This window comes from Variovorax sp. YR752, assembly GCF_943372545.1.
Genome location: NZ_CALRZC010000002.1, coordinates 58,796 through 84,453, shown reverse-complemented (window position 1 = coordinate 84,453; position 25,658 = coordinate 58,796). Strand labels below are relative to the sequence as shown.

At 69.9% G+C, this 25,658-nt stretch carries 29 protein-coding genes; 16 read left to right on the top strand and 13 right to left on the bottom strand.

Features of this window, described 5'->3' with window-relative positions; all coding sequences use genetic code 11:
• Nucleotides 1-79 precede the first annotated feature (79 nt).
• The 12 genes from AAG801_RS00900 to AAG801_RS00845 all read left to right on the top strand — a co-directional run bounded on the left by AAG801_RS00900 (nt 80) and on the right by AAG801_RS00845 (nt 8,742).
• Nucleotides 80-466, top strand: coding sequence for a cytochrome c (locus AAG801_RS00900; RefSeq protein ID WP_341886740.1), 387 nt, complete (start codon nt 80-82; stop codon nt 464-466).
• A gap of 32 nt (nt 467-498) precedes the next feature.
• Complete coding sequence (locus tag AAG801_RS00895; RefSeq protein WP_341886752.1) at nt 499-1,320, top strand: substrate-binding domain-containing protein; 822 nt, start codon at nt 499-501, stop codon at nt 1,318-1,320.
• A gap of 22 nt (nt 1,321-1,342) precedes the next feature.
• Nucleotides 1,343-2,263: a trypsin-like peptidase domain-containing protein gene (locus tag AAG801_RS00890; protein WP_341886739.1), complete on the top strand. Its 921-nt coding sequence runs from the start codon at nt 1,343-1,345 to the stop codon at nt 2,261-2,263.
• On the top strand, nt 2,260-2,955 hold the full coding sequence (locus AAG801_RS00885; protein ID WP_341886738.1) for a hypothetical protein: 696 nt from the start codon (nt 2,260-2,262) through the stop codon (nt 2,953-2,955). Before AAG801_RS00890 ends, AAG801_RS00885 begins: the two co-directional genes overlap by 4 nt.
• A 28-nt stretch (nt 2,956-2,983) precedes the next feature.
• Complete coding sequence (locus AAG801_RS00880) at nt 2,984-3,337, top strand: hypothetical protein (protein ID WP_341886737.1); 354 nt, start codon at nt 2,984-2,986, stop codon at nt 3,335-3,337.
• 7 nt (nt 3,338-3,344) lie between these two features.
• Nucleotides 3,345-4,175 (top strand): quinoprotein dehydrogenase-associated SoxYZ-like carrier, encoded by an 831-nt coding sequence (locus tag AAG801_RS00875; RefSeq protein ID WP_341886736.1) that lies wholly within the window; start codon nt 3,345-3,347, stop codon nt 4,173-4,175.
• Nucleotides 4,172-5,125, top strand: coding sequence for a YncE family protein (locus tag AAG801_RS00870; protein ID WP_341886735.1), 954 nt, complete (start codon nt 4,172-4,174; stop codon nt 5,123-5,125). The genes AAG801_RS00875 and AAG801_RS00870 overlap by 4 nt, the downstream gene beginning before the upstream one ends.
• 37 nt (nt 5,126-5,162) lie before the next feature.
• A complete protein-coding gene (locus AAG801_RS00865; RefSeq protein WP_341886734.1) occupies nt 5,163-5,696 on the top strand; it encodes an SRPBCC family protein in 534 nt (177 codons plus the stop codon).
• Nucleotides 5,697-5,707: 11 nt separating this feature from the next.
• Nucleotides 5,708-6,667 carry an MBL fold metallo-hydrolase gene (locus tag AAG801_RS00860; protein WP_341886733.1) on the top strand — a complete coding sequence of 320 codons (960 nt, stop codon included), beginning with the start codon at nt 5,708-5,710 and terminating at the stop codon, nt 6,665-6,667.
• A gap of 18 nt (nt 6,668-6,685) precedes the next feature.
• The gene (locus AAG801_RS00855; RefSeq protein ID WP_341886732.1) at nt 6,686-7,510 is read left to right on the top strand and encodes a quinoprotein dehydrogenase-associated SoxYZ-like carrier; all 825 of its coding nucleotides are present in this window, start codon (nt 6,686-6,688) and stop codon (nt 7,508-7,510) included.
• Nucleotides 7,511-7,520: 10 nt separating this feature from the next.
• Nucleotides 7,521-8,048 (top strand): thioredoxin family protein, encoded by a 528-nt coding sequence (locus tag AAG801_RS00850; RefSeq protein WP_341886731.1) that lies wholly within the window; start codon nt 7,521-7,523, stop codon nt 8,046-8,048.
• Between the two features lie 82 nt (nt 8,049-8,130).
• Nucleotides 8,131-8,742 (top strand): c-type cytochrome, encoded by a 612-nt coding sequence (locus AAG801_RS00845; protein WP_341886730.1) that lies wholly within the window; start codon nt 8,131-8,133, stop codon nt 8,740-8,742.
• Between the two features lie 25 nt (nt 8,743-8,767).
• Here AAG801_RS00845 and pqqE read toward each other — a convergent pair whose 3' ends face one another.
• From pqqE to pqqB, 4 genes are read right to left on the bottom strand one after another with little or no spacing between them, the layout of a single operon-like run.
• A complete protein-coding gene (gene pqqE, locus AAG801_RS00840; RefSeq protein ID WP_341886729.1) occupies nt 8,768-9,901 on the bottom strand; it encodes a pyrroloquinoline quinone biosynthesis protein PqqE in 1,134 nt (377 codons plus the stop codon).
• Between the two features lie 4 nt (nt 9,902-9,905).
• The gene (gene pqqD / locus AAG801_RS00835; RefSeq protein ID WP_341886728.1) at nt 9,906-10,181 is read right to left on the bottom strand and encodes a pyrroloquinoline quinone biosynthesis peptide chaperone PqqD; all 276 of its coding nucleotides are present in this window, start codon (nt 10,179-10,181) and stop codon (nt 9,906-9,908) included.
• On the bottom strand, nt 10,178-10,888 hold the full coding sequence (pqqC, locus tag AAG801_RS00830) for a pyrroloquinoline-quinone synthase PqqC (RefSeq protein ID WP_341886727.1): 711 nt from the start codon (nt 10,886-10,888) through the stop codon (nt 10,178-10,180). Before pqqC ends, pqqD begins: the two co-directional genes overlap by 4 nt.
• Nucleotide 10,889: 1 nt before the next feature.
• Nucleotides 10,890-11,810 carry a pyrroloquinoline quinone biosynthesis protein PqqB gene (pqqB, locus tag AAG801_RS00825; RefSeq protein ID WP_341886726.1) on the bottom strand — a complete coding sequence of 307 codons (921 nt, stop codon included), beginning with the start codon at nt 11,808-11,810 and terminating at the stop codon, nt 10,890-10,892.
• A gap of 339 nt (nt 11,811-12,149) precedes the next feature.
• Here pqqB and AAG801_RS00820 point away from each other — a divergent pair, with 339 nt between their 5' ends.
• From AAG801_RS00820 to AAG801_RS00805, 4 genes are all read left to right on the top strand, one after another.
• On the top strand, nt 12,150-13,049 hold the full coding sequence (locus tag AAG801_RS00820) for an alpha/beta fold hydrolase (RefSeq protein WP_341886725.1): 900 nt from the start codon (nt 12,150-12,152) through the stop codon (nt 13,047-13,049).
• Nucleotides 13,046-14,401: an ATP-binding protein gene (locus AAG801_RS00815; protein WP_341886724.1), complete on the top strand. Its 1,356-nt coding sequence runs from the start codon at nt 13,046-13,048 to the stop codon at nt 14,399-14,401. Before AAG801_RS00820 ends, AAG801_RS00815 begins: the two co-directional genes overlap by 4 nt.
• The gene (locus AAG801_RS00810; protein ID WP_341886723.1) at nt 14,398-15,027 is read left to right on the top strand and encodes a response regulator transcription factor; all 630 of its coding nucleotides are present in this window, start codon (nt 14,398-14,400) and stop codon (nt 15,025-15,027) included. Before AAG801_RS00815 ends, AAG801_RS00810 begins: the two co-directional genes overlap by 4 nt.
• Before the next feature lie 106 nt (nt 15,028-15,133).
• Nucleotides 15,134-15,781: a M48 family metalloprotease gene (locus tag AAG801_RS00805; RefSeq protein ID WP_341886722.1), complete on the top strand. Its 648-nt coding sequence runs from the start codon at nt 15,134-15,136 to the stop codon at nt 15,779-15,781.
• On the opposite strand, the gene AAG801_RS00800 is transcribed toward AAG801_RS00805, so the two are convergent.
• The 9 genes from AAG801_RS00800 to AAG801_RS00760 all read right to left on the bottom strand — a co-directional run bounded on the left by AAG801_RS00800 (nt 15,761) and on the right by AAG801_RS00760 (nt 25,636).
• Entirely contained in the window at nt 15,761-16,864 is a 1,104-nt protein-coding gene (locus tag AAG801_RS00800) for a methyl-accepting chemotaxis protein (RefSeq protein WP_341886721.1), read from the bottom strand. The two genes, AAG801_RS00805 and AAG801_RS00800, sit on opposite strands and share 21 nt — an antisense overlap.
• Nucleotides 16,865-16,956: 92 nt before the next feature.
• Nucleotides 16,957-17,616: an HAD-IB family hydrolase gene (locus AAG801_RS00795; protein ID WP_341886720.1), complete on the bottom strand. Its 660-nt coding sequence runs from the start codon at nt 17,614-17,616 to the stop codon at nt 16,957-16,959.
• Nucleotides 17,613-19,475: an aminodeoxychorismate synthase component I gene (gene pabB / locus AAG801_RS00790; protein WP_341886719.1), complete on the bottom strand. Its 1,863-nt coding sequence runs from the start codon at nt 19,473-19,475 to the stop codon at nt 17,613-17,615. Before pabB ends, AAG801_RS00795 begins: the two co-directional genes overlap by 4 nt.
• Before the next feature lie 10 nt (nt 19,476-19,485).
• Nucleotides 19,486-20,019, bottom strand: coding sequence for a formaldehyde-activating enzyme (gene fae, locus AAG801_RS00785; RefSeq protein WP_341886718.1), 534 nt, complete (start codon nt 20,017-20,019; stop codon nt 19,486-19,488).
• Nucleotides 20,020-20,052: 33 nt separating this feature from the next.
• Entirely contained in the window at nt 20,053-20,862 is an 810-nt protein-coding gene (locus AAG801_RS00780; RefSeq protein WP_341886717.1) for a formylmethanofuran dehydrogenase subunit C, read from the bottom strand.
• Nucleotides 20,859-21,770 (bottom strand): formylmethanofuran--tetrahydromethanopterin N-formyltransferase, encoded by a 912-nt coding sequence (gene fhcD / locus AAG801_RS00775; protein WP_341886716.1) that lies wholly within the window; start codon nt 21,768-21,770, stop codon nt 20,859-20,861. Before fhcD ends, AAG801_RS00780 begins: the two co-directional genes overlap by 4 nt.
• On the bottom strand, nt 21,767-23,461 hold the full coding sequence (locus AAG801_RS00770) for a formylmethanofuran dehydrogenase subunit A (RefSeq protein ID WP_341886715.1): 1,695 nt from the start codon (nt 23,459-23,461) through the stop codon (nt 21,767-21,769). Before AAG801_RS00770 ends, fhcD begins: the two co-directional genes overlap by 4 nt.
• Nucleotides 23,458-24,735 (bottom strand): formylmethanofuran dehydrogenase, encoded by a 1,278-nt coding sequence (locus AAG801_RS00765; RefSeq protein ID WP_341886714.1) that lies wholly within the window; start codon nt 24,733-24,735, stop codon nt 23,458-23,460. Before AAG801_RS00765 ends, AAG801_RS00770 begins: the two co-directional genes overlap by 4 nt.
• A 196-nt stretch (nt 24,736-24,931) precedes the next feature.
• Nucleotides 24,932-25,636: a HisA/HisF-related TIM barrel protein gene (locus tag AAG801_RS00760; RefSeq protein WP_341886713.1), complete on the bottom strand. Its 705-nt coding sequence runs from the start codon at nt 25,634-25,636 to the stop codon at nt 24,932-24,934.
• Nucleotides 25,637-25,658 lie beyond the last annotated feature (22 nt).

The window sequence follows — 25,658 nt, the reverse complement described above, 5'->3', positions numbered from 1 at the left end:
GGTCCAACGGGCCGGTTCGTACCCCGGGGGGATGGGGCCGATGGCACCGTCCCCCTTTTTTCAAACGGAAGACAGTCACATGTTTCGGAACACTTTCATCGGCCTTTCGCTCCTCGCTGCCACCACGGCATTCGCTCAACAGACACCGCTGTACACCGTGGTCGACGGCTACAAGGTCGACGAGAACACGATGAAGGGCTTCCGCACCTGGCGCGCCGCTGCCTGCGACCGCTGCCATGGCGCCAACCAGGAAGGCATGGTCGGTCCCTCGCTCGTCAACAGCCTGAAGACGCTGACCAAGGAAGAGTTCGTCAAGACCGTGCGCGACGGCCGCCTCGACAAGGGCATGCAGAGCTTCGGCACCAGCCAGCAGGTGATGGACAACATGGACCACCTGTACGCCTACCTGAAGGGCCGTTCCGACGGTGCGATCACCCGCGCCAAGGTCGAGCCCATCCAGAAATGACGACATTGCGCGCTGCGGCGCTCATCGCCACGATGTTCACGGCGGCCGCAGCGACGGCCCAGAGCGCGGACGCTCCGCCCAAGCGCGAAGCGCTGCGCGTCTGCCAGGACCCCAACAACCTGCCGTTCTCGAACACCCAGGCCGAAGGCATCGAGAACCGCATCGCCGAGGTGTTCGGCAAGGCGCTCGGCCTGCCGGTCACCTACTACTCGTTCCCGCAGCGGCTGGCCTTCATCCGCAACACGCTTCGCTACAAGCTGCCCGGCCAGGACTACCCCTGCGACATCGTCATGGGCGTGCCGGCCGGATTCGACCAGGTGTCGGTGACCAAGCCCTACTACCGCTCGACCTACGCGCTCGTCTACGCGCCCGGCAAGGGCCTGGACGGCGTGAAGACCAGCGATGAATTCCTCAAGACCGACCGCGCGGTGCTCGCCAAGCTGCGCATCGGGCTGTACGACCGTTCTCCCGCATCGGAGTGGCTGGTCAGGCATGGCCTGGTCGAGACGGGCGTGCCGTACCAGATCATGAACGCGGACCCGGCGCAGTACCCGGGCGAGATCATCGAGAAGGACCTGGCCGCCGGCAAGATCGACGCCGCCGTCGTGTGGGGGCCGATCGCCGGCTACTTCGCCAAGCGCGTGCAGTCGCCCAAGCTCACCGTCGTGCCGCTGCGTTCCGAGCCGGGCGTGAAGTTCGACTACGAGATGGCGATGGGTGTGCGCTACGGCGAACGCGAGTGGAAGCAGCAGATCGAGGGCCTGCTCGAATCGAAGAAGCCCGAGATCGCCGCCATCCTGCAGGAGTTCGGGGTCCCTGTCGTCGACGAAAGCTACGCTGCGAAGAAGCCCTGAGGGCCTGCGCCGCTCGCCCGCAATGAAGTACCTGCTGCCCCTGCTCGCGCTGCTGCCCACGCTGGCGGTGCCGGCGCCGGCGTGGGCGGCGCTGGACCAGGCCGCCTACGTCAGCCTCGCGGCCAGCGTGCTGCGCGTCGAAGCGCCACGTCAGCGCGGCGGCTTTTCTCTCGGCTCGGCGGTGGCGCTCGAGTCGGACAAGGTGGTGACCAACTGCCACGTGACACGCGATGCCACGGCGATCCACATCCTGCGCGGTGGGCTGCGCTACCCGGCGCGCTGGCAGGCCAGCGACATCGGCCGAGACCTGTGCCTGCTCGACGTGCCCGGCCTCGGCGCGCAGCCGGTGGCGCTCGGACGCGCCGCCGAGCTGACGATCGGCCAGCCGGTAACGGCGCTCGGCTACACCGGCGGCATGGGCATCCAGAACAGCACGGGCGCGGTGATCCAGCTGCACCGCCACGACGGCAGCCGCGTGATCCAGAGCAGCAACTTCTTCAACTCCGGCGCCAGCGGCGGCGGGCTGTTCGACGACGACGGCCGGTTGGTCGGCATCCTTACCTTCCGGCTGCGTGGCGGCGAGTCGCACTACTTCGCCGCACCGGTCGAGTGGGTGGCGCAGATGCTCGCCGATGCGCAGCGCGGCAGCTTCCGCCAGGTCATGCCGCTGGACTCCCAGCAGCTGCCGTACTGGCAGACCCACCCGGCCAGCCAGCCGCGCTTCCTGCAGGCGGCGGTGCTGGTGCGCAACGACCGCTGGCCGGAACTCGAGGCGCTGGCGCGCGACTGGCTCCGCGCCGAGCCCGACGATACCGAGCCACGGCAGTTGCTGGCGACCGCCCTCGCCCGCCAGGGTCGCGCCGACGAGGCGGGCGCAGTGCTCGAGCGCGCCCGCGTGACACCCATCCCTTCCCCGGCCCCTTCCGCCTCGACGACACGATGAACCTGACCGATACCCTTTGCCGCGCCGCCGCCCTGGCCGCCGCCCTCCTGGCGCTGGCCGGCCCGGCGCGGGCCGCCGAAGACTTCTCGCCCGCCGAGCGCGCGCTGTTCATGACCAACCATCTCGCCGGCACCAAGCCGCCGGCGACGCTGCGCTACAGCTTCAGCAAGAGCGGCAGCATGGAGGAGGCGTTCGACGACCAGGTGGCCGTCAAGCTCAGCGCGCGCCGCGACGGCAAGTGCTGCATGGCCAGCGCCGACTTCCTCAGCGGGGCACGCAAGCTGGCACTGCCCGAAGTCGACGAGGCGCAGGGCAACCCGGCGGTGCTGTACTTCCTCGAACGCGACATCCGCGAGATGAACCGCCTGACCAAAGGCCAGCAGAACTACTTCCGCAAGCGCATTCGCATGGCCGTCTACCAGGGCGCGCAGATCGACGACGTCTCGGTGAGCTATCGCGGCAAGACGGTCGCGGCGCGCCAGATCACCATTGCGCCCTACCGCGACGATCCGCTGCGCGTGCGCTTCGAGAAGTTCGCCAACAAGCAGTACGTGTTCACGCTGTCGGACGCGGTGCCTGGCGGCGTCTACGCGGTGCGCTCGCGCATCGACGGCGAGACGGCCGACGCCGCGCCGCTGATCGCCGAGGAGATGCTGCTCGACGGCGGTGTCGCCGCCACGCGCAAGCCCTGACCTTCCGCCTTTGCCCACGGACCTCACCATGAACATCCCGCGTTCCCTCGCCGCCGTCACCACACTGCTGGTGCTGTCCGGCCCGACGTTCGCCAACGACTTCCCGACCGTCGACCGCGTCCTGTACGTGCAGGAGTGCATGCGCAACAACCCGGGCCCGAACTTCGAGATGGTCAACAAGTGCTCCTGCGCGCTCGATGCACTGGCGCGCGAGGTCAAGTTCGACGAGTATGTCGAGATGGCCACCATCGCCAACGCCATCTCGATCGGCGGCGAGCGCGGCAGCGAGCTGCGCGACAACGAGACCGTCAAGCCGGCGCTCAAGCGCTACCGCGAACTGCAGTCCCAGGTGCAGAAGGGCTGCTTCATCAACCCGAGGTAGACACACCATGAACCGCCGCTCCGCACTCCTGACCGTCCTGCTCGTCGCCGTCGTGGGCGGCCCGGCCGCCGCTGCCAACCTGCAGCCGACCGACGACCCGGCGGCCAGCCCGGTGTGGCAGAAGGTGCGCGCCAGCCTGTTCGAGGGCCGCTCGATCGCACCGGCCCCGGCGGACATGCTGAAGCTCGAGGCGCCGGCGCGGGCGATCGACGCAGCGGTCGTTCCTGTGGCCATCCGCACGAAGTTCCCGCAGACGCCGGGCGCCCATGTCAGCAAGCTCTACCTGATCATCGACGCCAACCCCTCGCCGATCTCCGGCATCTTCAGCTTCACGCCGGACAGCGGCCGCGCCGAGATCGAGACGCGCGTGCGCATCGACGCCTATTCGCACGTGCGCGCGATCGCCGAGCTCAGCGACGGCCGGTTGTTCGGCGTGACACGCTTCGTCAAGGCCTCGGGCGGCTGCTCGGCGGCGCCCGGCAGCGACGCCAAGGCGGCGCTGGCCACGCTCGGCCAGATGCGCTTCCGGATCGAGGGCGACGTGAAGGGCGGCAGCCCGGTGCTCGCGCAGCTGATGATCGACCATCCGAATCACTCGGGCCTGGCGATGGACCAGTACACGCGCCAGTTCACGCCGGCGCACTACGTGCGCAAGATCGACGTGAGCTACGCCGGCAAGCCGGTGTTCAGTGCCGACGTCGACTTCTCGATGAGCGAGAACCCGAACTTCCGTTTCTGGTTCCAGCCGCAGGGCAGCGGCGAGCTGCGCGCCACGGTGGTCGACTCCAACGAGCTGCGTTTCGTCGCAGCGCAGGCGCTGCGCGACTCGCCGAAATGAGCGTTCGCGCGCTGATCGCCGCCTGCTGCTGCGCCGCCGGTGCCAGCTCGGCGGCGCCGTTCGCCTACATCACCAATCAGGGCAGCCACGACGTTTCGGTGATCGACCTGGCGAAGCAGCAGGTGGTGGCCACCGTGCCGGTGGGGCGCTCGCCGGCCGGCGTGGTGGCGGCGAGTGCGACCGGCCGCGTCTACGTCTCCAACCCGGACAGCAAGACCCTGTCGGTGATCGACATGCGCACGCAGCGGGTGATCGACACCTGGCCGGCCGGCAGCGGGCCGGTCGGCATCGATGCATCGCCCGACGGCGCGCGGGTGTTCGTCGCCGACTGGTACCGCCACCGGCTGCTGGTCATCGACGCCTCGAAGCGCGACGGCACGCCGCTCGAGATCGAGGTCGGCAAGGCGCCGGCCGGCGTGGCGGCCGCTGCCGACGGCCGCAGCGTCTACGTTGCCGAGCGCGACGACGACAGCATCGCGCGCATCGATCTCGACCGCCGCAGCGTGAGCGCACGGGTGAAGGTCGGTTCGCACCCCTTCGCACTGCTGCTCGACGCACCGCGGCAGCGCCTGTACGCGCTGAACGTGCTCAGCGACGATGTCTCGGTGATCGATCTGCGCAGCTTCTCGGTCACCGCCACGGTGAAGGTCGGCAAGGCGCCCTACGGCGCAGCCCTGGCGCGCGGCGGCGCCCTGCTCTACGTGACCAACCAGCACGGCAACAGCGTCAGCGTGATCGATGCCGAGACGCTCGCCGTGCAGCGCACGCTGACCGGCTTCGCCTACCCCGAAGGCATCGCGTCGCACGGCGAGCGCGTCTACGTCGTCAACTGGATGGACGACAACGTCGCCGTGCTCGACGCGCAGAGCGGCCGCACGCTGGACACCATCGCCACCGGCAGCAACAGCCGTGGTTTCGGCGCGTTCATCGGCGCGCCGGCCACGCCATGACCCCCTTTGCATTCACGACACCCGAGGAGACCTTTCGATGCATTCCCGCTCCCTGCGCTGGCTGACCGGCCTCGCACTGACCGCGTCCCTGGTGGCACCCGCCGCCGCCCACGGCCCGACACGACAGAAGGTCACCGAGACCATCGCGATCGACGCGCCGGCCGACAAGGTCTGGGGCATCGTCAAGGACTTCGGCGCGCTGAAGAACTGGCACCCGGCCGTGGCCGAGAGCCCGGCCGACAAGGGCAACGACGAAGGCTCGGTGCGCCAGATCAAGCTGAAGAACGGCGGCGCGCTGACCGAGTCGCTGGAGTCCTACGACGCCGCCAAGATGCGCTACAGCTACCGCGCCAAGGACGGCGGCGCGCTGCCGGTGACCAACTACACCTCGACGATCACCGTGAAGGCCGAGGGCAGCGGCTCGGTGGTCGAGTGGCGTGGCGCCTTCTACCGTGGCTTCCCGAACAACGATCCGCCGCCCGACCAGAACGACGAGGCCGCCGTCGCGGCGATCACCGGCGTCTACAAGGCCGGGCTCGCCAACCTGAAGACGCTGGCCGAGAAGAAGTAGGCGGCTTGCGAATGTCCTGTCTCTCGCGTCGGCACTGGCTGGCCTGGCTGAGCGTCGCCGGCGCGGCCGTGCTGGCTGGCTGCGCCGCCGCGGGCGCGCCCGGCACGGCGCCCGCTGCGCGTGCGTTGGCCCCCGGCGTCTACATGCTGCCCGGCAGCATCGGTGCGGCCGACGAGAGCAACCTCGGCCGCATCGGCAATGCCGGCTTCATCGTCGGCAGCGCGGGCGTGGTGGTGGTCGACACCGGCACCTCGTACGCCCATGGCCAGGCGATCCTCGCCGCCATCCGCGCCGTCACCGATCAGCCGATCAAGCTCGCGCTGGTCACGCACACGCGGCCGGAGTTCCTGTTCGGCGGCAAGGCCTTCCAGGATGCCGGCATCCCGGTGCGCATGCACGAGCGCACCGCGCGGCTGATGGCGGCGCGCTGCGAGACCTGCCTGAAGCAGCTGCGCCAGGTGATCGGCGAGGCGCCGCTGGCCGGCACCACCATGTACAAGGCCGACCAGACCTTCGCCGACACGCACACGATCGAGGGCATCGGCCGCGCGGTGCGTGTGCTGTACCTCGGCCACTCCAGCGGCCCGGGCGACATCGCCGTGCTCGACGAAGCCAGCGGCGTGCTGTTCGGCGGCGGCCTGCTCGACGCGCAGCGTGTGCCCGACATCCAGGACGCCGATCTCGCCCGCTGGCACCTGGCGCTGGCCGCGCTGCGCGGCTTGCGGGTTGCCACCGTGGTGCCTGGGCATGGCCCCGCCTCATCATCCGAACTGGTTGACACGGTGGATCGTTACCTGAGCGCGCTGGAGGCGCGCATGCGCCAGCTGGTGACCGCCGGCACCTCGCTGATGGACGTGCCCGAGGCCGGGGACCTGCCCGCCTACCAGCGCTGGGACCAGTACGAACTGATCCACCGCCGCAACGCGTCGATCGCGTTCTTGCGCATCGAGCGCGAGTTGATGTTCAAGTAGTTCCAGGAGTTGTCGCCCATGCATCCCGACCGCAATCGCCGCCACGCCCTGCAGGGCCTCGCCGCGCTGGCGATCGCTCCGGCCACCGTCTTCGCCGCGCCCGGCGGGCTGCCCAGCGCGACGCACGACGCTTCCTCGCCCGAATGGGAACGCATCAGCGGCAAGCTGTTTCCCGGCAAGACGCTGATCCACGGCCAGGGCACGGTGCAGGTGATCGCGCCGCTGCGCGCGGCTTACGGCGCCTCGGTGCCGGTCAAGGTGGTGTCCAAGCTGGCGCAGAAGAGTGACCTGTACGTGCGCCGCCTGTTCCTCGTCGTCGACAAGAATCCCTCGCCGATCGCGGCCGTGCTGGACCTGACCACCGAGGTTGGCCAGGCCGACTTCGAGACGCGCCTGCGGGTCGACGAATACAGCCACGTTCGCGTGGTCAGCGAGCTGTCCAACGGCGAACTGCACACCGACTCGCGCTACGTGAAGACCTCCGGCGGCTGCTCGGCGCCACCGAACCGCGAGGCGCTGCACCTGATCGGCAAGACGATGCTGAAGGTCGCTGGCGAAGTGCACATGGACCAGCCGGTCGCGGCGGACGTGACCGTGATCCACCCCAACGACACCGGCTTCGAGCTGAACCAGGTGACGGTGATGTACATCCCGCCGCACTTCGTGCGCTCCATCCGCGTCAGCTACGCCGGGCGCAAGGTGTTCGACGCCGAACTCGACTTCTCGGTCAGCGAGAACCCGACGCTGCGCTTCAACTTCGTGCCGCACGGCAAGGGCGAACTGCGGGCCGAGGTGACCGACACCAAGGACGGGCAGTTCGTCGGCACGCTGGCGATCGGCTGAGTCGAACATGATGCTGGTGCGCCGTCTCGTCGTCACCCTCCTGCTCGGCGTGGCGGCCTTTGCGGCGCAGGCGATCGGCTTGCCAGCGCGCTACTCGCCGACGCTGATCCAGCCCAGCGGTGCGCCGCAGCGCCTCGAGTTCGACCTCAGCGCCGCGCTGCAGCGCGCCCAGCGCGAGAACAAGCGCATCTACCTCTACCTCGGCGCGAGCGACTGCCCGTTCTGCCGCAAGTACGAAGCCTTCCTCGAGAAGAACGCCGCCGAACTGGCGCCGCACTTCGCCCGCGAATGGATCGTCTTCGAGATGCGCAGCAGCCTGAGCTACCAGGCCGATCGCCTCTGGTTCCGCATCGGCGACAAGTCGCTGCCCTATGCCGACTTCATGCGCGCGCTCGGCGACGAGCGGGTGCGCCAGCTCGTCTACCCGAGCGTCTGGCTGCTCGACCCCTCGGGCAAACCGCTGATGCAGATGCCGGCCGGCACCGGCACCTTCGAGACGGTGCCCGAGCAGCTCGAGATCCTGCGGCTCGAGCAGTAGCCTTCTCCGCTTGACTCATCGCAAGTTGCGTCACGGGTGACGCTCCCAGAATCCTTCCGAGAGCAACACCGGAGGGACAACGATGACAAGCAGACAACTCCTCGCCTTGGCCGCCGCTTTGTGCGCAGCCGGCGCGCAGGCCCAGACCTCGAAAGCAGATCTCGACAGCGTGCAGCGGGCGGTGCATGTGTGCGCCTCCTGCCACGGCGAGAACGGCAACAGCAGCAAGGCGCTGATCCCCTCGCTGGCGGGCCAGATGCGCGACTACACGATCCGCCAGTTGAAGGACTTCCGCAGCCAGTCGCGCTCGGAGACCGACATCCAGGCCTACATGTGGGGCATCTCGGCGCTGCTCTCCGACGAGCAGATCGAGGGCTTTGCCGACCACTACGCGGCGCAGAAGCCGGCTGCCGGCCGCTCCACCCAGCCCCGGCTCGAAGCGGCCGGCAAGGCGATCTACGACAAGGGCTTGCCTGGAAAGGGCGTGCTGCCTTGCAAGCAGTGTCACGGCGACAACGCCGAGGGCGCAGCCGGTTTCCCGCGGCTGGCGGGGCAGCGCGCCGACTACGTCTACAAGCAGTTGCAGGCTTTCCGCACGCCGCTGCGCCCGCACGGCGTGGTGATGAAGAACGAGATCGCGGCGATGACGCCGCAGCAGCTCAAGGCCGTGGCGGCGTACGTGCAGTCGCGCTGAGCGCCACTGTTCCGTTCGCGCTGACTCACTTCAGCGCGAGTTCGGCCGCCGCGAGGCGCCGGGATTCAGCCGGATCGCGGAACACCAGCGGGTGCTCGGTGGTCCGCGTGCGCGCCTCGGCCTCCGCCTGCGCCACCACCGCCAGCACCTTGTCGTGGTGCGGGCTCTTGCGGCACACCGGGTCGGCCGCCTCGGCGTCCTGCGCGATCAGGAAGGCCTGGCAGCGGCAGCCGCCGAGGTCCTCTTCCTTGTGCTCGCAGGACGAGCACGGCTCCTTCATCCAGCCGGTGCCGCGGTAGCGATTGAAGCCCTCGGACTCGAACCAGGCCTCGCGCAGCGAGGTCTCGCGCACGTTGGGGAACGTCAATCCGGGCAGCATCTTCGCCGTATGGCAGGGCAGCGCGGTGCCATCGGGCGTCACGGTGAGGAACATGCTGCCCCAGCCGTTGACGCACTTCTTCGCCTTGCCCTCGTGGTAGTCGGGCGCGACGAAGAAGATGCGCATGCGGCCGTCGAGCTTCTTGCGCCACTCGTCGGTGATCGCTTCGGCGCGCTTGAGCTGCTCGTGCGTCGGCAGCAGCTGCGCACGGTTGACGAAGGCCCAGGAGTAGTACTGCGTGTTGGCCAGTTCGATGTACTCGGCGCCGAGTTCGGCGGCCATCTCGATGATGCGGCCGATGTGGTCGATGTTCAGCCGGTGGATCACCACGTTCATCACCATCGGCCAGCCCTGGTCCTTGATGATCCTGGCAACGCGGTTCTTCAGCTCGAAGGTCTTGGTGTGCGAGAGGAAGTCGTTCATCTCGCGCGTCGAGTCCTGGAACGACAGCTGCACGTGGTCGAGGCCGGCCGCCTTCAACGCCGCGGCGCGCTCGGCCGTCAGCCCGACGCCGGAGGTCAGCAGGTTGCTGTAGTAGCCGAGCCGGCGTGCCTCGGCGACGATGATCTCGAGGTCATCGCGCAGCAGCGGCTCGCCGCCGGACAGGCCGAGCTGCACCGCGCCCATCTCGCGGCCCTGGCGCAGCACACGCAGCCAGTCGTCGGTGGAGAGCTCGGCCGGCTGCGTCGCATAGTCGACGGGGTTGTAGCAGAACACACAGTGCAGCGGGCACTTGTAGGTGACCTCGGCAAGCAGCCACAGCGGGGGTCCGATGGTCATCGCATCAGCTCCAGGTGAGCCAGCGCTGCTTGGCCGCCATCTCGACGAAGGCGATCACGTCGCCCTGCAGGCCCTGCACCTTGAAGGCAGCCTCCAGGTCGGTGACGATCTCGCCGACGCTGCGCTGGCCGTCGCAGCGCTTCATGATCTCGCCGGCGCTGCCGTTGAGCTTGACCATGCCTTCGGGGTAGAGCAGCACATGGCAATCCTGCGCGGGCTCCCACTGCAGGCGGAAGCCCGCGCCGACACGCGGCCGGCTGTCGACACTGACCGGCGTCATGGATTCATGCCGTACTTCAGCGCCATCGCGTCGTTCATCGCCCAGAGGATGTCGAGCTTGAACTGCAGGATCTCGAGCGCACGCTCCTGCAGCGGCCGGGTGTCGAAGTGATCCAGCGTCACCGCCAGGCCCTGCTCCACGTCGCGCCGCGCCTGGCTGACGCGGTTGCGGAAGTAGCTCAGGCCTTCGGGCTCGATCCAGCCGTAGTGCTCGGGCCAGGTGGCCAGGCGCTGCTTGTGGATCTCCGGCGCGAACAGTTCGGTGAGCGAGGAGCACACCGCCTCCTGCCACGGCACACGGCGCGCGAAGTTCACGTAGGCATCGACGGCGAACTTCACCGCCGGTATCAGGTGGCGCTGGTCCTCGACCTCCTCGCGCGTCAGACCGACGGCCTGCGCGAGACGAAGCCAGGCCTCGATGCCACCCGGATCCTTGACGCCGCCGATCTCGAAGCCATCGTGGTCGAGGATGCGCTGGATCCAGCCGCGCCGCACTTCGCGGTCGTTGCAGTTCGACATCACCGCCGCGTCCTTGATGGGGATCGCGATCTGGTAGTAGAAGCGGTTCGCCACCCAGCCGCGGATCTGCTCCGGCGTCGCCTTGCCGGTGTTGAGCATCACGTTGAACGGGTGGTGGATGTGGTACGAGCGGCCGCGCTCGCGCAGCTTGGCTTCGAATTCGACGCGGTCCCACGCAGTAGCAGTCATCTCAGAGCTCGATGGTCATGCCGTCCTCGCAGGGGACGATGCGGTGCTGCGCCAGTTCCGCGCGCTGCGCCGAGTCCTCGTCGAGGATGGGGTTGGTGTTGTTGATGTGGATGAGGAAACGGCGGGTCGCCGAGGGCAGGCGGTCCAGCCAAGTGATCATGCCGCCCTCGCCGCTTTGCGGCAGGTGGCCGATGTCGCGCGCGGTCTTCTTCGACAGGCCCAGGCCGATCATCTCGTCGTCGGTCCAGAAGGTGCCGTCGACCAGCACCGCATCGGCGCCGCCCATCACGTCGAACAGCGCCGGAGTGATCTCGCCGAGGCCGGGCGCGTAGAAGGCACTGCGGCCGCTGCGACTGTCGGTGATCAGCATGCCGATGTTGTCGCCTGGCACCGGGTTGTCGCGGTGCGGTGAGTACGGCGCCGCCTTGCTCGACAGCGGGAAGGCGCGGAACGTCAGATGCGCCGCGCCAGGCACCTCGAAGGCCGTGCCCTCGAGGCCGATGCGGTGGCGCTCGACGCCGCAGTAGTGGCCCAGCACCTTGAGCACCGGGTTGCCGGTGCTCAGGTCTTCCTCCACCGGATCGGTGCACCACAGCGGCAGCGGCCGGCCGCGCTCGCGCAGCATGAACAGGCCGGTGGCGTGGTCGATCTGGCCGTCCATCAGCACGACACCGGCGATCGCGGTGTCGCGGATGGCGCGGCCGGGCTGCAGCGTGGGGTTGGAGCGGATCTGCTCGAGGATGTCGGGCGAGGCGTTGAACAGCACGCCGTCGGCGCCGGCATCACCCTGCACGAAGATCGACGACTGGGTGCGCTGCTTGGCGCGCACCGTGCCGCTGCGCACGCCGGCGCAATTGCGGCAGTTGCAGTTCCACTGCGGAAAGCCGCCGCCTGCCGCCGAACCGAGGATGGTGATTCGCATGGGGTCCAATGAAGAAGGCCGCCGGCGCGTGAGCTCACGCGCGGCGGCCCGATGTCAGTCGCTCAGCGAGCGGCGACGTACATCGTGATTTCGAAACCGAAGCGGAAGTCGGCCGCAGCCGGGGTTTGCCATTGCATGGAACAGTCTCCTGTGGGTGGCACGGTGCCGGGAGGACACCGCGGGGATGCATTCATCCCGTGCTGAATAGTGGCTGCCCGGGCGCGCCGGGCACAGTCCCCGCACCATGATTCAGGCCTCATGAATATCTGGAATCGGCCTACGGCTTCTCCCGGGGTCATGGACGGAGGGCGCATCCGGGTGTACCGATACCATCGCCCGGTGTCGACTTCCACGCTGTTTCCCGATCCGCCGCTGCTCGCCTCGCATGCGCTCGCCGTTCCCGGCGGGCATGTGCTGCAGGTGCAGGAGTTCGGCCGCGCCGACGGCATTCCCGCCGTGGTGCTGCACGGCGGCCCGGGCTCGGGCTGCTCGCCGCTGCTGCGCCGCGTGTTCGACCCGGCGCGCTTCCGCATCGTCTGCCCCGACCAGCGCGGTGCCGGCGGCAGCACGCCGCGCGGCAGCATCGATCACAACACGACGGATGATCTGATCGCCGACCTGCATCGCATCCGCGAGTACCTGAGCATAGCACGCTGGTTGGTGGTCGGCGGCTCCTGGGGCGCCACGCTGGCGCTGGCCCATGCGGCCGCGCAGCCGCGTGCGGTGGCAGCCTTGCTGCTGCGGGCCAGCTTCCTCGCTCGGCCGCAGGACGTGGCCGGCTTCTTCGATGAGCTGTCGCTCGAGATGCTGGCCGAGGCGCTGTCGTCGCCGCAACCGGCCGAGCGTGAGCATGCGGCGCTGCGCTGGTGGCGGCACGAGCAGTCGCTGGCCGGCACGGCGGCTGCCGAGCCCGCCGGCGAGGCCCTCGCCGCGCAGGTCGATCGCCTGCGCGTGGAGGCGCACTACCTGCGCCACGGCTGCTGGCTGCAATCGCCCACGTTGCTCGAACGCTGCGAGGCGGTGCCGCGCGTGCCGACGCTGCTGCTGCATGCGCGCGACGACCGCATCTGTCCCCCCGAGGGCGCCGAGCGGCTGCACGAGCGGCTGCCGCTGTCGCAACTCGAGTGGGTCGACGAGGGCGGGCACGACGCTGGCCACCCGGCCATGGTGTCCGCGATGGTCGCCGCACTCGCGCGCTACGCCTCGCACGGCCATTTCGACCGCGGATCTGCCGCATGACCCTGCGCCTGAAGATCAACCTGATCGTCGGTGCGCTGACGCTGCTCTTCCTCGCCGCCGTGCTGACGCTGCAGCTGCGCAGCATGCGCGATTCGGTGCAGGAGGAGGTGGTGGCTGCCAACCGCGTCGCCTCCCAACTGCTCAACCGCACGGTGTGGCGCTACGCGGCGCAGGGCACGCCGGCGATGCTCGCCTTCCTGCAGGGCATGGGCCGCATCCGCTCCAACGACGTCGCGCTGTTCGACACCGCCGGCAACGAGCTCTACCGCTCTCCGCCCTCGCCCTACAAGGCCGGGCGCGACGCGCCAGCCTGGTTCGAGGCGCTGATCGCGCCGCCGCCCTCGGTGCAGTCGATCGAGTTCCCGGACGGCAAGCTGGAGGTGCGCGCCAACGCCTCGCGCGCCGCGGTCGACGCCTGGGACGACGCGCTGATGCTGGTCGGCAGCGCGCTGGTGCTGCTGCTGGCGGTCAACGCACTGGTGTTCTGGCTGGTCGGCCGCACCGTCAAGCCCTTCGGGCAGATCGTCGGCGCGCTCGACGAGCTGAAGCACGGCCGCTTCGACGTCGCGCTGCCACCGCTGCCGGGCCAGGAGGCCGGTGCGATCGGCGCCGCCTTCAACCGCATGGTCGGCGAGCTGCAAGGCCACATCGAGACCGAGCGCCGCGCGGTGCGTGCCGAGCTGCAGCTCTCCGACAGCCGCGAACTGACGCGCTGGATCGACCACCACATCGAGCAGGAGCGGCTGATGATTGCGCGCGAGCTGCACGACGAGCTGGGCCAGTCGGTCACCGCGATGCGCAGCATGGCCTTGTCGATCGCGCAGCGCTGCGCCGGCAAGGATGCACAGGCCGAGCAGGCGGCGCGGTTGATCGCCGAGGAGTCGTCGCGCCTGTACGACGCGATGCACGGCATCATCCCGCGCCTGACGCCGCTGGTGCTCGACAACTTCGGCCTCGCCGACGCGATCGCCGACCTGGTCGAGCGCACGCGGCGCAGCCATCCGGCGGTGCAGATCGACGTCGACATCGCGCTCGGCGAGGCGCGCCTGTCCGGCGAGGTCGCGCTGGCGCTGTACCGCGCTGCGCAGGAGGGCATCACCAACGCGCTGCGTCACGGCGAGGCCACGCGCATTGCCTTGAACCTCGCCGGCGCCGCCGATTCCGTCCACCTGAGCCTGCGCGACGACGGCCGCGGGCTCCCGCCCGAAGGCCTGCCGACCAGCGGACACTACGGCCTGCGCTGGCTCGCCGAGCGGGTCGAGAGCCTGCACGGCAGCGTCGCGCTCGAACCCGCCCTGCCGCGCGGCGCACAGCTGGCCGTGCGCGTGCCCCTGACTCCGGAGAACCCATGATCCGCGTGATGCTCGTCGACGACCATGCGCTGGTGCGCATGGGCTTTCGCATGCTGCTCGCCGATTCGCAGATCGAGGTGGTGGCCGAGGTCGACACCGGCGAGCAGGCCTGCACCGAGTACCCGCGCGTGCAGCCTGACGTGGTGGTGATGGACCTGTCGATGCCCGGCATGGGCGGGCTCGAGGCGGTGCGGCGCATCGTCGCGCAGGATCCGAAGGCACGCATCCTCGCGCTGTCCGCCCACGAGGACACCGCGCACCCGCAGCGCGTGCTGCGCGCCGGCGCGCTCGGCTACCTGACCAAGCGCAGCGCGCCGGATGCGCTGATCGCCGCCGTCACCGCGGTGTCGCGCAACGAGGCCTATGTCGACGCGCAGACCGCCCGCACGCTGGCGATGGCCCAGGTCAAGGGCGACACCAGCCCGGCCGAGATGCTCAGCGAGCGCGAGTTCTCGGTCTTCCTGCAGCTCGCGCGCGGCCAGAGCGTGGCGCAGATCGCCGAGAACCTGAAGCTGTCGCCGAGCACCGTCGGCACGCACCTGTACCACGTTAAGCAGAAGCTCGGCGCGAGCAACCAGTCGGAGCTGACGCTGGTGGCGCTGCAGTGGGGGCTGATCCAGATCTGAGGGGTGTTCTCCCCGCAAATGCGGGTTAACCCTTGAATGGGCACGCTTGTTGCGGAGCAGCACGCCGTAGGCGGCCGGACCCTGGTTCGCCCCACGGAGGTGCAACATGCGGTGGTTCCAGCTGACACTTCTCGGCCTCGCGCTCGCCGGACCGGCACGCGGCGAGGACATCGTCGACGTGTTGCGTCGCTCTCAGCAAGTGCGGCTGGACGCCATGCCCCTCGCCGCCGACGGCCCACGCGCCGACACCGTGCGGCGCAGCTTCGCGCAGTTGCGCCACGCCCTGCCGGCCGATGTGGCGGTGGAACTGCGCGTGGTCAGCGGCGGCACGCTGGCCGAGACGCTGCACGGCCGCATCGTCGTCGCCAACGAATCACTCGCCGACCTGCCCGAAGGCGCGCGGCTGTTCGTGCTGGCGCATGAGCTCGGCCACGTGGCCAGCGACCACTGGCAGCAGATGGGGGCGGTCTACCGCCACTGGGTGCCCGGCGAGGTGACGCCGCAGACCACCGACCCGGTGGCCAACCAGCTGGGCCGGGAGGCTTCGGCGACCTCGCACCGCCAGGAGTTCGAGGCCGACGCCTATGCGCTGCGTGTGCTGCGAACGCTAGGCCGTCCTTCAGAGGACGCCTTCGCCGTGTTCAGGAGCAGCACGCTGCAGCAGGACACCGCCACCCACCCGGGTACGCGCAAGCGCATCGCGTCGCTGCGCGCCGCCCAGGCGGGCGTGATCTCAGGCAGCGACGCGGAATGAACCCATCGACTGATTGAGCCGGCCGGCCTGGCCGTTGAGCGACTGGGCGGCGGCCGCGAGTTCCTCGACCAGCGCAGCGTTCTGCTGCGTCATCGTGTCGATCTGGGCCACGGCCTGGTTCATCTCGGCGATGCCGCTGCTCTGCGATTCGCCGGCCTCGGCGATCTCGCCGATCAGCGTGGCCACACGCTTCACGCTGTTCAGGATCTCCTGCATCGTGCGGCCGGCGTCGTCGACCAGCTTGGAGCCGGCGTCGACCTTGGCCGCCGAGTCGCCGATCAGCGTCTTGATCTCGCGCGCCGCCGTCGAACTGCGCTGCGCCAGGGCGCGCACTTCGGAGGCCACCACCGCGAAGCCGCGGCCGTGTTCGCCGGCACGCGCCGCTTCCACCGCGGCGTTCAGCGCCAGGATGTTGGTCTGGAACGCAATGCCGTCGATCACACCGACGATCTCGCCGATGCGCGTGGCGCTGGCGTTGATCTCGCCCATGCGCGTGACCACGTCCTGCATGGTCTGCGCGCCGCGGCCGGCCACCGTGCTCGACTGCGTGACTTCCTCGCGTGCCTTGTGGGTGTTCTCGGCGTTGTGCCGCACCGACTGCGCGAGCTGCTGCATCGAACTCGCCGTCTGCTGCAAAGCGCTGGCCTGGCTCTCGGTGCGCGAGGACAGGTCGGTGTTGCCCGAGGCGATCTCAGACGAGGCGCTACCGACGCTGTCCGCCGTCTGCCGCACCTCGAGCACCATGTTGCGCAGCTTCTTGCGCATGCCGTTGAGCTCGCCGCGCAGCCAGGAGATCTCGTCCTTGCCGGGTGACTCGATCTTGGTCTCCAGGTCGCCGCCGGCGATGCGGATCACCGCCTGCACGGTCGACTCCACCGAATCCTTGATGCTGGCGCGGATCACCCAGGCGGCCAGCAGCGCCGTCGCGCAGCCGGCGCCGGCGGCCAGCCCGATCGCCGAGGCCGCGGCACCCGAGGGCATCGCGGACACTGCCGCCACGCCCAGGCCAGCGCACCATGCGCCCATCACCGAGAAGCCAATCACCACCCGGCGCACCAGGCTGACCTTGCGAATCCATTCCATGACGATGTCTCCTGTCCCCGGGAGTCTGCCCCGGGACTGAAGCGGCTATCGACAGAAATGACGCACGACTTGAGTGCAATCGCTCCGGTCTGTCACAGCAAGTCGATGACCGGCCAGCCCTGCTCGAGACATCGTTCACGCAGGCGCGGATCCGGCCGCACCGCCACGGGGTTCGTGACGCACTGCAGCAAGGGCAGGTCACTGGCGGAGTCGGAATAGAACCACGATGCGTCGAAGGCAGCCAGCGCAGGCAGCCCGGCAGCGGCCAGCCAGGCCTCCACCCGCGTCGGCTTGTGCTCACGGTAGCAGGGCAGGCCGTCGATGTCGCCCGCGGGGCGCCCATCGATCATCACCGGCTCGGTGGCCACCAGGTGCGCGATGCCGAAGGCCTGCGCGAAGGGCTCAGCCACCCAGCGCGAGGTGGCGGTGACGATGGCGCAGAGATCGCCGGCGTCGCGGTGCCGCGCCACCAGCTCGCGCGCGGCGGGCGACAGCCGCTGCGCCATCGCCTGTGCGAACTCGTCGCGCCACTGGGTCAACTGCGCCGGCTCGAGCGCCGCCAGCGGCGTCATGACGGCGCGGTGCATCGCGTGGATGTCCAGCGTGCCGGCGACGTACTGGTGGCAGAAGTCGAGGTAGCGCTGCTCGGCCGCCGCGTCGAGCGCGCCGACACCGACCAGATGCTGCGTCCAGGCCATGCCGCTGTCGAAGCCGATCAGCGTGTGGTCGAGATCGAACAGCGCCAGATTCATGCGTGCGCCGCCACCGGTTGCAGCCGTGCCGGCAGCGCGCCGCGCAGGGCGTTGCAGACGATGAGCGCCTCCGCACGGCCGAGGTCCTCGCGGGTCAGGCGCCGCTCGGCGGCGCCGAAGGCGCGGTCGTCGAGCAGCACGGCGCGCATCACGCCGGGCAGCGCGCCATCGGTCAGCGGTGGTGTGAACCAGCAGCCGTCGAGCTTCACGAACACCGAGCTGCGCCCGCCCTCGACCAGCCAGCCGCTCTCGCTGAAGAACAGGCTGTCGAAGGCACCCTGTCGCTCGGCCTCGCGCACGCCGGCATCGTAGTGGGCGCGGCGCGTGGTCTTGTGCGCGGTCAGCGGGTCGGCATCGGGCAGTGGCTGCGCGGCGATGCACAACGGCACCTCGCCGGCCGGCAGCGGCGCCAACACGGCCTGCGTCAGCGTGAGGCGGCCATCGTGAGCGAGCGCCAGGCGCAGGCGGCGTGGTGTGCCCTGTTCGGCCTCGCGAGCGGTCGATTCGAGCAGCTTGCGTGCCGCCTCGATGTCGCAGGCGAAGCCGAGCGCCGCGGCGCTGCGTTGCAGGCGCTGAAGATGACGCGCGAGATTCGGCAGGTCGCCGGCGGCCGTGCACAGCAGCGTCTCGAACAGCTCGAAGCCCGGATCGAGGCCGGTGAGGAAGCGTGCCTTCAGGCGGCATTCGTCGAACTCGTCGTCGGCGCGGCTGTCCTTCACGATGCCCGCGCCGACGCCGAGCGCGAGCGGTCGCAGGCCCCGCTGCGCCGGCCCCAGCGTCAGCGTGCGGATCGCCACCGACAGGCAGAAGTCACCGATGCGCGCACCCGCGCGCGGCGCATCGACCCAGCCGATCGCACCGCAATAGAGGCCACGCGGCGTGCTCTCCAGGCCGGCGATCAACTGCATCGTGTGGTGCTTGGGCGCGCCGGTGATCGAGCCGCAGGGATAGATCGCACGCAACAGCTCGGGCATGCCGATGCCGGGTCGAAGCCTGGCCTGCACCGTCGAGGTCATCTGGAACACCGTCGAGTAGGGTTCAACGGCGAACAGCTCCGGCACCTTCACCGAGCCGATCTCGGCGACGCGGCCGAGGTCGTTGCGCAGCAGGTCGACGATCATCAGGTTCTCGGCGCGGTTCTTGATGTCCAGCGACAGCATGCGGGCCGTCTCGCTGTCGCCTTCGGGGGCGGCGTAGCGTCCGGCCGTGCCCTTCATCGGCCGGGCGGTGACGAGGCCGTCCTCGCCGCGCACGAACAGTTCGGGCGAGCAGGACAGCACATGCGTCGCTCCGCCACCCTCACCCGCATCGGGCAGCACGACGTAGGCGCCGTAGGCGACCGGCTGGCGTTCGCGCAGGGCGCGGTACAGCGCCAGCGGCGTGCCGAAGGCCTGGCCGTGCAGGCGGTAGGTGTAGTTGACCTGGTAGGTCTCGCCGGCGGCGATGGCCTCGTGGATGCGCGCGATCGCGTCGCTGAACTGTGCGCGGTCGACGCTGGCGCGCAGGTCCATCGTGCCGGCGGGTCCGTCGCCGTCGGGCTGCGTGTCGAGCCAGCGTGTCGCCGCCTCGCGCGAGAGCCTTTCGCAGCGCTCGAACATCAGCACGCGCAGCGCGCCTTGCGAACCAGGCGCCAGCCGCTCGTGCCCCGCCTTCAGCAGCCGCGCGCCCCACTCGTAGTCGGCCAGCAGCAGCGCGTGGTGGCCCGCACGCTGACCGGCCTCGACCGCGGCCCAGGTCTCGTCGAGCCGGGCTGGGTCGTGATTGCGGTGTTCGCGCAGGAAGCCGGTGTAGAGCCGGCTCGTGGGGTTCGCTTCGCTCGCTTGACGGTCGTCGAGCAGCGCGACGACGGTCGTGGTCATGACAGCTCGGTCAGGACCAGTCGTCCATGTCGTGCTTGATTTTGTGCCGGTTCGCGATCAGTTCCTCGATCGACGGCTCGTTGTTCAGCGCCCGCTTGATGGCCAGCTTGGTGGCCTCGTAGTTGGTGCGGTACATGTCCTTCTTGTCGAGGTTCGGGTCCTTCGCGCAGCGCGGGTCGATCCACACCAGGCTGATGATGCACAGCTCGTTGGCCAGCGACTTGGGGATGATGCCCTCGATCACGCAGTCGATCACCGCGTCGGCCGTGGCGCTCTGCACCACGCCGCCGAACAGGTCGATGTTGGCCACGTCCTTCAGCGTCACCTTGGGCACGGTGATCGTGGCCGGGCGCACCAGCTGGTTGCAGGCGCGGATCGCGAACATCGCGGTGTGGCCCTTGCTCTGCGCCATCATGTTGGCGAAGGCCTGGCCGACCGGGCCGCTGGTGCGGCCGATCAGGATCTCGGGCATCGCGTCGGTGAACTGGCCCTCGGCGGCCAGCACGGTCGCCTCGCCGGCGTGGAAGAGGTAGTCGTTGCTCATGGTGGGGGAACGCTCAGGAGAAGAGAAAGGGATTCAGCGCACGACGATCAGTTCGCCCTTGCCGCCGGCGGCCACGTCGCCGAGATGGCGAACGATGCCGCGCGAGGCCAGCGAGCCGAACGCGCCGCCGTGCCGCGCCAGGTCGCGCGACAGCAGTTGCCAGAATACAGGCGCGCCGGCCACCGCGGGCACGAAGGTGGCAGAGACCTCGGGCGCCGGCCCGGCGAAGACGATGCTGCCGCGGCGCATGCCGTAGCCCACATGCACCCCGGCACGACCGGCCAGTCCGATCGTGCCGGCCACCAGGCGCGAGGCGAGGAAGTCGCCGGCGTCGCCGCAAATCAGCGCCGTGCCGCGCCGCATGCGGTCGCCGAAACGCGCGCCGGCGTTGCCGCGCACGACCAGCGTGCCGCCGCGCATGCCGTCCATGCTGCCGGGCAGCGTGCTGGCGGCGAAGTCGCCGACGTTGCCGGTGATCTCCAGCGTGCCGCCGGCCATCTCGCAGGCGGCGAGCTCACCGGCATGGCCCTTCACGGCGAGCGTGCCGGCCTTCATGCCGCCGCCGGCGTAGTCACCGACGCTGCCTTCGGCGATCAGCGCGCCGCCGTCCATCTGCCAGCCGACGTAGTCGCAGCAGGACAGATCGCCTTGCAACAGCAGCGTGTCGTCACTGCGCGCCGCCACCTGGAAGAACTCGGCCAATGGCACGAGCGCGTTGCCGCAGCCGACCGGCAGGCGTTCGACCTCGGCCGCCGACAGGACTGCGAGCGCCGTCGGCGTGACGCCGCGCAGGTCCAGCCGCAGCGGCACTGGCGCCTTGAGTGACAGCGTGAAGCCGCTCATGCTGCGCCTCCGGCCATCAGCTTGTGCAGATGGAAGTGGAACGGCCCGAGCTTGCCGCCGTAGTTGCCCGCCGAGATGCGCAGCAGGCCGCCCGCGGCGCCGAGCGCGATGCCGGCCTCCATGCCCACACGCATCGCCGCGCCCACGTCGGCCTCGGTCAGGCCATCGATCACGATCTCCATCACGCAGCGGGTCTCGCTCGTCAGCTCGGTCTTCTTCGCCAGGCCGACCAGGCTCGGGCAGAAGGCATCGTTGGTCGAGGCGCCGAGCGCCGGGTACTTGCTGCCGACCTTGGAGCCGGAGCGCACCACCCCGCCCGGGAAGGGCATGATCACGTTGGGCAGCGTCTTCATTGCCGCCACCGCCGCTTCGGCGGCGGCGAGTGCGGTGTCGGTGTCGCGCGCCAGCAGCAGCAGGTTGCCGCCGCCCACACCCTTGACCACCGAGGTGGTCTCCTGCGCGACGAACTCGCCGTCCATCACCGGCACGCGCCAGTAGCGCTTGCCGCCGATCATCTTGGCTGTCTGCCAGCCGTCGCCGAAGAAGCGCAGGTTCTTGCCCAGGGCCACCGCCTCGCCGTCATCGATGCCGGCGTAGACCGCAGTCGTTGGGCAGGTCAGCACGCACTGGCCGACACGGCGTTCGATCTGCTTGGCCAGTTCCTTGCCCGACATCGCGAAGATCAGCACCGCGATGCCGGGGCGGCCGTCGGGCGTTTCCCCGGCGGGGATCTCGCGCTCGATGCCGGCCTCGCAGCCGCAGGCGATCACCGAGGTGGCGAAGCCGGTGGCAGCCACCGCCGCGTGACGCGCCCAGTCGAGGTTGTGCGCGGTGATGAGCAGCCGCGTGGCCTTCATCGGGAAGGCTTCGGCGAAGGTCTCGTCGATGATCACGCCGTTGCGGTTCATGCGTCGGTCCCGGTGAAGCATTCCGCTGGCAACAGCCGCCCACCGTTGCAGCAACTGCACAGCTCGTCGTGGGTGATCGCGACGTTGTCGAACTGGATCGCCCCGTGATCCTGCCAGTGCTTGCGCAGGGTCTTCTCGATCGCCGTGTCGTAGCCGGGCTCGATGAAGTGCGTGCCGCCCACCGGCGTGGCGGTGAGCGTGCCGCTCTTGGCCACCAGCGTGCCGTCCTTGAACACCCAGTCGGGCGTGCGGAACATGGCTTCGCGGTCGGACTGCTCGCGGTAGATCGCGATGTCGGCTGCAGCGCCTACGGCCAGGTGCCCGCGGTCTTTCAGGCCGAGCAGCTTGGCCGGGCCGGAGCGCGTCATCACCGCGATCTCGTCCATCGTCAGCTCGCGGGTGATGGACTTCAGCGCGCAGTTCGCCACCACGTCGGGGTGCAGCTTGGCGAGCTGCTCCTCGCGGAAGCTGCGGTCCATCAGCAGGCGGATCAGGTGCGGGTAGCTGGTGAACGGGCCGCCGTTCGGATGGTCGGTCGTCAGCACCACCTGCCAGGGGTTCCTGACCAGCAGGAAGATCTCCAGCCCGATCACCCACTGCAGCGCATTGACGTAGCTCTGCTCGCGGTAGCGGAACGGCACCACGCCGCAGCCGGCCATCAGCTCGATGTCGGCGCCGACCCACTTGCGCGGGTTGGCGAGGTCGGACTGCGCGTACTGCCGCATCGTGTCGCCCGAGGCGGTGACGGTCTGGCCGAACATCACCTGGCCGATGTCGATCGAGACCTGCGGGTTGGCATTGATCGCCTCGGCCAGTTGCAGCGCCGCCGAGGAGAACTTCTTCGGCCCCTCGGTGCCGTAGGCGTGGAACTGGATGTGCGTCAGGTGCGCGGGCAGGCCTTCGAGCGCCTCGATGGTCTCCAGCGTCGAGCGGATGTTGCCGGCCACGCCGAGGTTGCTGCCGTGGATGTGCAGCGGGTGCGGCACGCCGAGTTCCTTCAGTGCGCGCGCCAGTGTGTGCACCACCTGGCGCGGCGTGACCTGCCAGCGCACATGCGGCTCGTCGACGTCGAGCTTGCGCTGGTTGAACTTGAAGGCCGAGATGCCGCCCGGGTTGACCACCTTCACGCCCATCGCCTTGCTGGCGTTGATGGTCCAGGCGGTGTAGTCGCGGATCTGCGCGAAGTTCTTCAGCGCCGGCCCGCCCTGCGCCAGCAGTTCGAGGAAGAGCTCGTCGCTGCCGAGCATCACGTAGGCACCGTGGTCGAGCACCGGCACGTCGCCCATCTCCATGTGGGCGTGGCGTGCGTTGCTCGGCACCATCGCCGGCTCGAAGGCGGCGGTGTAGCCCATCTCGACGTAGCGGTAGCCGGTGGCCAGCGTGCCCGGCGCGCAGTTGCCGCAGGAGGCGAGTTCGAGCAGGTTGTCGGGCAGGGGAAACGGGTTGGCGCCGTCGCGGTGGTCCTCCGCCATCAGCATGCGCGCGAGGTTGACCTTGCCGCCGCCAATGTGGGTGTGCATGTCGATGCCGCCGGCCATCACCACGCAGCCGCTCGCATCGAGGGTGTCGTCGAAGCGTTCACCGGGCATCGCGGCGGCGATGCGGCCGTCGCGGATGACGAGGTCGCGCACGGCATCGATGCGGTTCGTCGGATCGATCAGCCGCCCGCCGCGGATCAGGATCGCGCTCATGCCGCGCTCCTCTGCGGCAGTGCCTGCAGCAGCCGCTTCGCCACCTCGGCGACCGTCGGGAGGCTGTCCTTTCGCACCGCATGCAGCGGCATCAGCACGGTGCCGTCGGTGCGGAAGACATGGCCGGCACTGCCGATGCCCGGCGTCGTCACGGGGATGAAGACCGTGCCCGGCTTGTTGCAGCGTGAAGCCAGCGCAGGGTGGCCGAGCACGATGGTCGGCAGCGGTGTACCGGGCGGCGCCGACTCGGCGTCGAAGCTCGCCACCCACAGCAGCGCATCGACCGCTCCCTGCGCCAGCAGCCGCGTGGTGCCGAAACGCAGCGGTTCGTGCTCGAGGCCGCGCGGGCCGGCGCGCGAGCGCATCGGCACCCCCGACAGCCAGGCGAACACCTGGTTCGCCGTGGCCACGCCGTTGCCACCGCCGATCCAAAGCGCGGCCGCGCGCGTCTTGCGGTTCAGTTCGCCGACGATGCGGTGCACCGCCTCGATGAGCAGTGCGCCCTGCGCCGGCAGGCGCGGCGGCGCACCGACCAGCACGCCGTAGCGCGCCGCATGCAGCCGATCCGCCAGCGCACGCAGCGCGGCCGGTACCGCCAGGTTCGCCACCGCCGGGCGGCGCGCCACCAGCGCGTCGAGCAGCGCGACGGTGTCGAACAGGTCGCCGTGCAGGGGGATGGCCTCGGTGCTGACGCCCGCGCCGGCCCAGGCGGCGAGCACGGCCTCGTCGCCCGCCTCGGGCCCGATCACGACCACATGGCGCTGCGCGACCTGTGCATCGCCGATGCCGAGCCGTTCACCGATCAGCGGCGCGACGGACGTCGGCAGGCCGCCGACGAAGACGATCAGGTCGGCGCGCGTGCGCACCTCGGCCAGGGTGGTGGTGAACTGCCCGCGGTCCTGCATCGCGCGCAGGCCATGCATCAGCGCGTCGCTGCCGGCCGAATCGACGATCGCGCCGGTCGCGCAGGCCAGCGGGTACAGCGCACGGGCGCCGGCCACGTCGCTGCCCAGGCCGGCGAAGAGTGGCTGGCGGCTCGCCCCGAGGCGCTCGGCCGCGGCGGCGATGGCCGCGTCGAGGCTCGCCGGCTGACCATCGATGCACGGCGCCGCACTCGCACTGGCGCAGGCGGCGAGCCCGCGCGCTGCCCGCTCGCAGTTGCTGCCCTGCAGCATCAGACCGCCGTCGGCAGCCGTCGATACACCCAGGTGGTCGCAGGCCAGGGGGCAGAAGGGGCAGGTCCAGGCACCGGAGGCCGCGGAAGGGGTGGTCATGAATGAGCATTCACGCAAACGATGTGCCACTGGCAGCACCGGGCCGACAAGCGTCGAGGCGGGCAGTGCGCGGCCAAAACTGCCACACAGTGTGGCGAAACCGGCGGCCCGGCGCTGTCCGCCCCCCCTCGGGGGACGTGGCACGAATCATGATGGCATGGGGCTCCATGAAGCGTGCGCAGGACACGGGGGGGCATCATCGGTGGCGCACCGGCGGCAGCCTGCCGTCATGCAGCGCACTGGCCACCAGCCAGGCCCAGGCGCCGGCATCGCGTGCGGCGTCGAGGTCGGCGGCATGGCGGATGCCGCCGGCGCCGACCAGCTTCGTGCCCGGCGATCGGGCCTGCACCTCGCGCAGCGTGGCCAGGTCCGGGCCGGCGTCGGCGCCCACCCGTTCCAGCGTCATCACGATCACGCGACCGGGCCAGGCCTGCGGAGCCTCCCAGCAGCCGGCGGGGTCGAGACGCTGGCCGTCGCGACGGTCGAGCGAGAGCACGCCGGCCTCGCGGTCCGGGAAGCACTGCGCCAGGTCATCGCGCGAACGCAGCGACTCGCTGGCGAAGATCGGCACGATGCGCTCGGCACCCTCGCCGACGCGTTCGCGCAATCGCTGTGCGCCCTGTGCGTCGGCGAAGCCCGCGTCGACCCAGAACTCGAGGTCGGGCAAGGCGCGCAGGATGCGGGCTATCACTTCGGCCTGCGCCTGCCCGCCGGTCAGCGCGTCGAGGTCGGCGGCGTACAGCCGCGTCGAATCACAATGCGCGCACAACGCGCGCGCCACCGTCACCGGGTCGCTGCCCTCGCACAGCGCCGAGACGATCGGCCGGTACGAGGCGCGGTCGCCGCGCACGGCGCGCACCACCTGGCCGCGCATCAGGTCGATCACGGGAATGAGGATCATGGTCTTGGCAGCGGGGCGGGCG

Excerpts from the sequence above, each read along its gene's own strand:
- AAG801_RS00900 (WP_341886740.1), top strand. The coding sequence starts at position 80 with ATGTTTCGGAACACTTTCATCGGCCTTTCGCTCCTCGCTGCCACCACG.
- AAG801_RS00895 (WP_341886752.1), top strand. The coding sequence starts at position 499 with ATGTTCACGGCGGCCGCAGCGACGGCCCAGAGCGCGGACGCTCCGCCC.
- AAG801_RS00890 (WP_341886739.1), top strand. The coding sequence starts at position 1,343 with ATGAAGTACCTGCTGCCCCTGCTCGCGCTGCTGCCCACGCTGGCGGTG.
- AAG801_RS00885 (WP_341886738.1), top strand. The coding sequence starts at position 2,260 with ATGAACCTGACCGATACCCTTTGCCGCGCCGCCGCCCTGGCCGCCGCC.
- AAG801_RS00880 (WP_341886737.1), top strand. The coding sequence starts at position 2,984 with ATGAACATCCCGCGTTCCCTCGCCGCCGTCACCACACTGCTGGTGCTG.
- AAG801_RS00875 (WP_341886736.1), top strand. The coding sequence starts at position 3,345 with ATGAACCGCCGCTCCGCACTCCTGACCGTCCTGCTCGTCGCCGTCGTG.
- AAG801_RS00870 (WP_341886735.1), top strand. The coding sequence starts at position 4,172 with ATGAGCGTTCGCGCGCTGATCGCCGCCTGCTGCTGCGCCGCCGGTGCC.
- AAG801_RS00865 (WP_341886734.1), top strand. The coding sequence starts at position 5,163 with ATGCATTCCCGCTCCCTGCGCTGGCTGACCGGCCTCGCACTGACCGCG.
- AAG801_RS00860 (WP_341886733.1), top strand. The coding sequence starts at position 5,708 with ATGTCCTGTCTCTCGCGTCGGCACTGGCTGGCCTGGCTGAGCGTCGCC.
- AAG801_RS00855 (WP_341886732.1), top strand. The coding sequence starts at position 6,686 with ATGCATCCCGACCGCAATCGCCGCCACGCCCTGCAGGGCCTCGCCGCG.
- AAG801_RS00850 (WP_341886731.1), top strand. The coding sequence starts at position 7,521 with ATGCTGGTGCGCCGTCTCGTCGTCACCCTCCTGCTCGGCGTGGCGGCC.
- AAG801_RS00845 (WP_341886730.1), top strand. The coding sequence starts at position 8,131 with ATGACAAGCAGACAACTCCTCGCCTTGGCCGCCGCTTTGTGCGCAGCC.
- pqqE (WP_341886729.1), bottom strand. The coding sequence starts at position 9,901 with ATGACCATCGGACCCCCGCTGTGGCTGCTTGCCGAGGTCACCTACAAG.
- pqqD (WP_341886728.1), bottom strand. The coding sequence starts at position 10,181 with ATGACGCCGGTCAGTGTCGACAGCCGGCCGCGTGTCGGCGCGGGCTTC.
- pqqC (WP_341886727.1), bottom strand. The coding sequence starts at position 10,888 with ATGACTGCTACTGCGTGGGACCGCGTCGAATTCGAAGCCAAGCTGCGC.
- pqqB (WP_341886726.1), bottom strand. The coding sequence starts at position 11,810 with ATGCGAATCACCATCCTCGGTTCGGCGGCAGGCGGCGGCTTTCCGCAG.
- AAG801_RS00815 (WP_341886724.1), top strand. The coding sequence starts at position 13,046 with ATGACCCTGCGCCTGAAGATCAACCTGATCGTCGGTGCGCTGACGCTG.
- AAG801_RS00810 (WP_341886723.1), top strand. The coding sequence starts at position 14,398 with ATGATCCGCGTGATGCTCGTCGACGACCATGCGCTGGTGCGCATGGGC.
- AAG801_RS00805 (WP_341886722.1), top strand. The coding sequence starts at position 15,134 with ATGCGGTGGTTCCAGCTGACACTTCTCGGCCTCGCGCTCGCCGGACCG.
- AAG801_RS00800 (WP_341886721.1), bottom strand. The coding sequence starts at position 16,864 with ATGGAATGGATTCGCAAGGTCAGCCTGGTGCGCCGGGTGGTGATTGGC.
- AAG801_RS00795 (WP_341886720.1), bottom strand. The coding sequence starts at position 17,616 with ATGAATCTGGCGCTGTTCGATCTCGACCACACGCTGATCGGCTTCGAC.
- pabB (WP_341886719.1), bottom strand. The coding sequence starts at position 19,475 with ATGACCACGACCGTCGTCGCGCTGCTCGACGACCGTCAAGCGAGCGAA.
- fae (WP_341886718.1), bottom strand. The coding sequence starts at position 20,019 with ATGAGCAACGACTACCTCTTCCACGCCGGCGAGGCGACCGTGCTGGCC.
- AAG801_RS00780 (WP_341886717.1), bottom strand. The coding sequence starts at position 20,862 with ATGAGCGGCTTCACGCTGTCACTCAAGGCGCCAGTGCCGCTGCGGCTG.
- fhcD (WP_341886716.1), bottom strand. The coding sequence starts at position 21,770 with ATGAACCGCAACGGCGTGATCATCGACGAGACCTTCGCCGAAGCCTTC.
- AAG801_RS00770 (WP_341886715.1), bottom strand. The coding sequence starts at position 23,461 with ATGAGCGCGATCCTGATCCGCGGCGGGCGGCTGATCGATCCGACGAAC.
- AAG801_RS00765 (WP_341886714.1), bottom strand. The coding sequence starts at position 24,735 with ATGACCACCCCTTCCGCGGCCTCCGGTGCCTGGACCTGCCCCTTCTGC.
- AAG801_RS00760 (WP_341886713.1), bottom strand. The coding sequence starts at position 25,636 with ATGATCCTCATTCCCGTGATCGACCTGATGCGCGGCCAGGTGGTGCGC.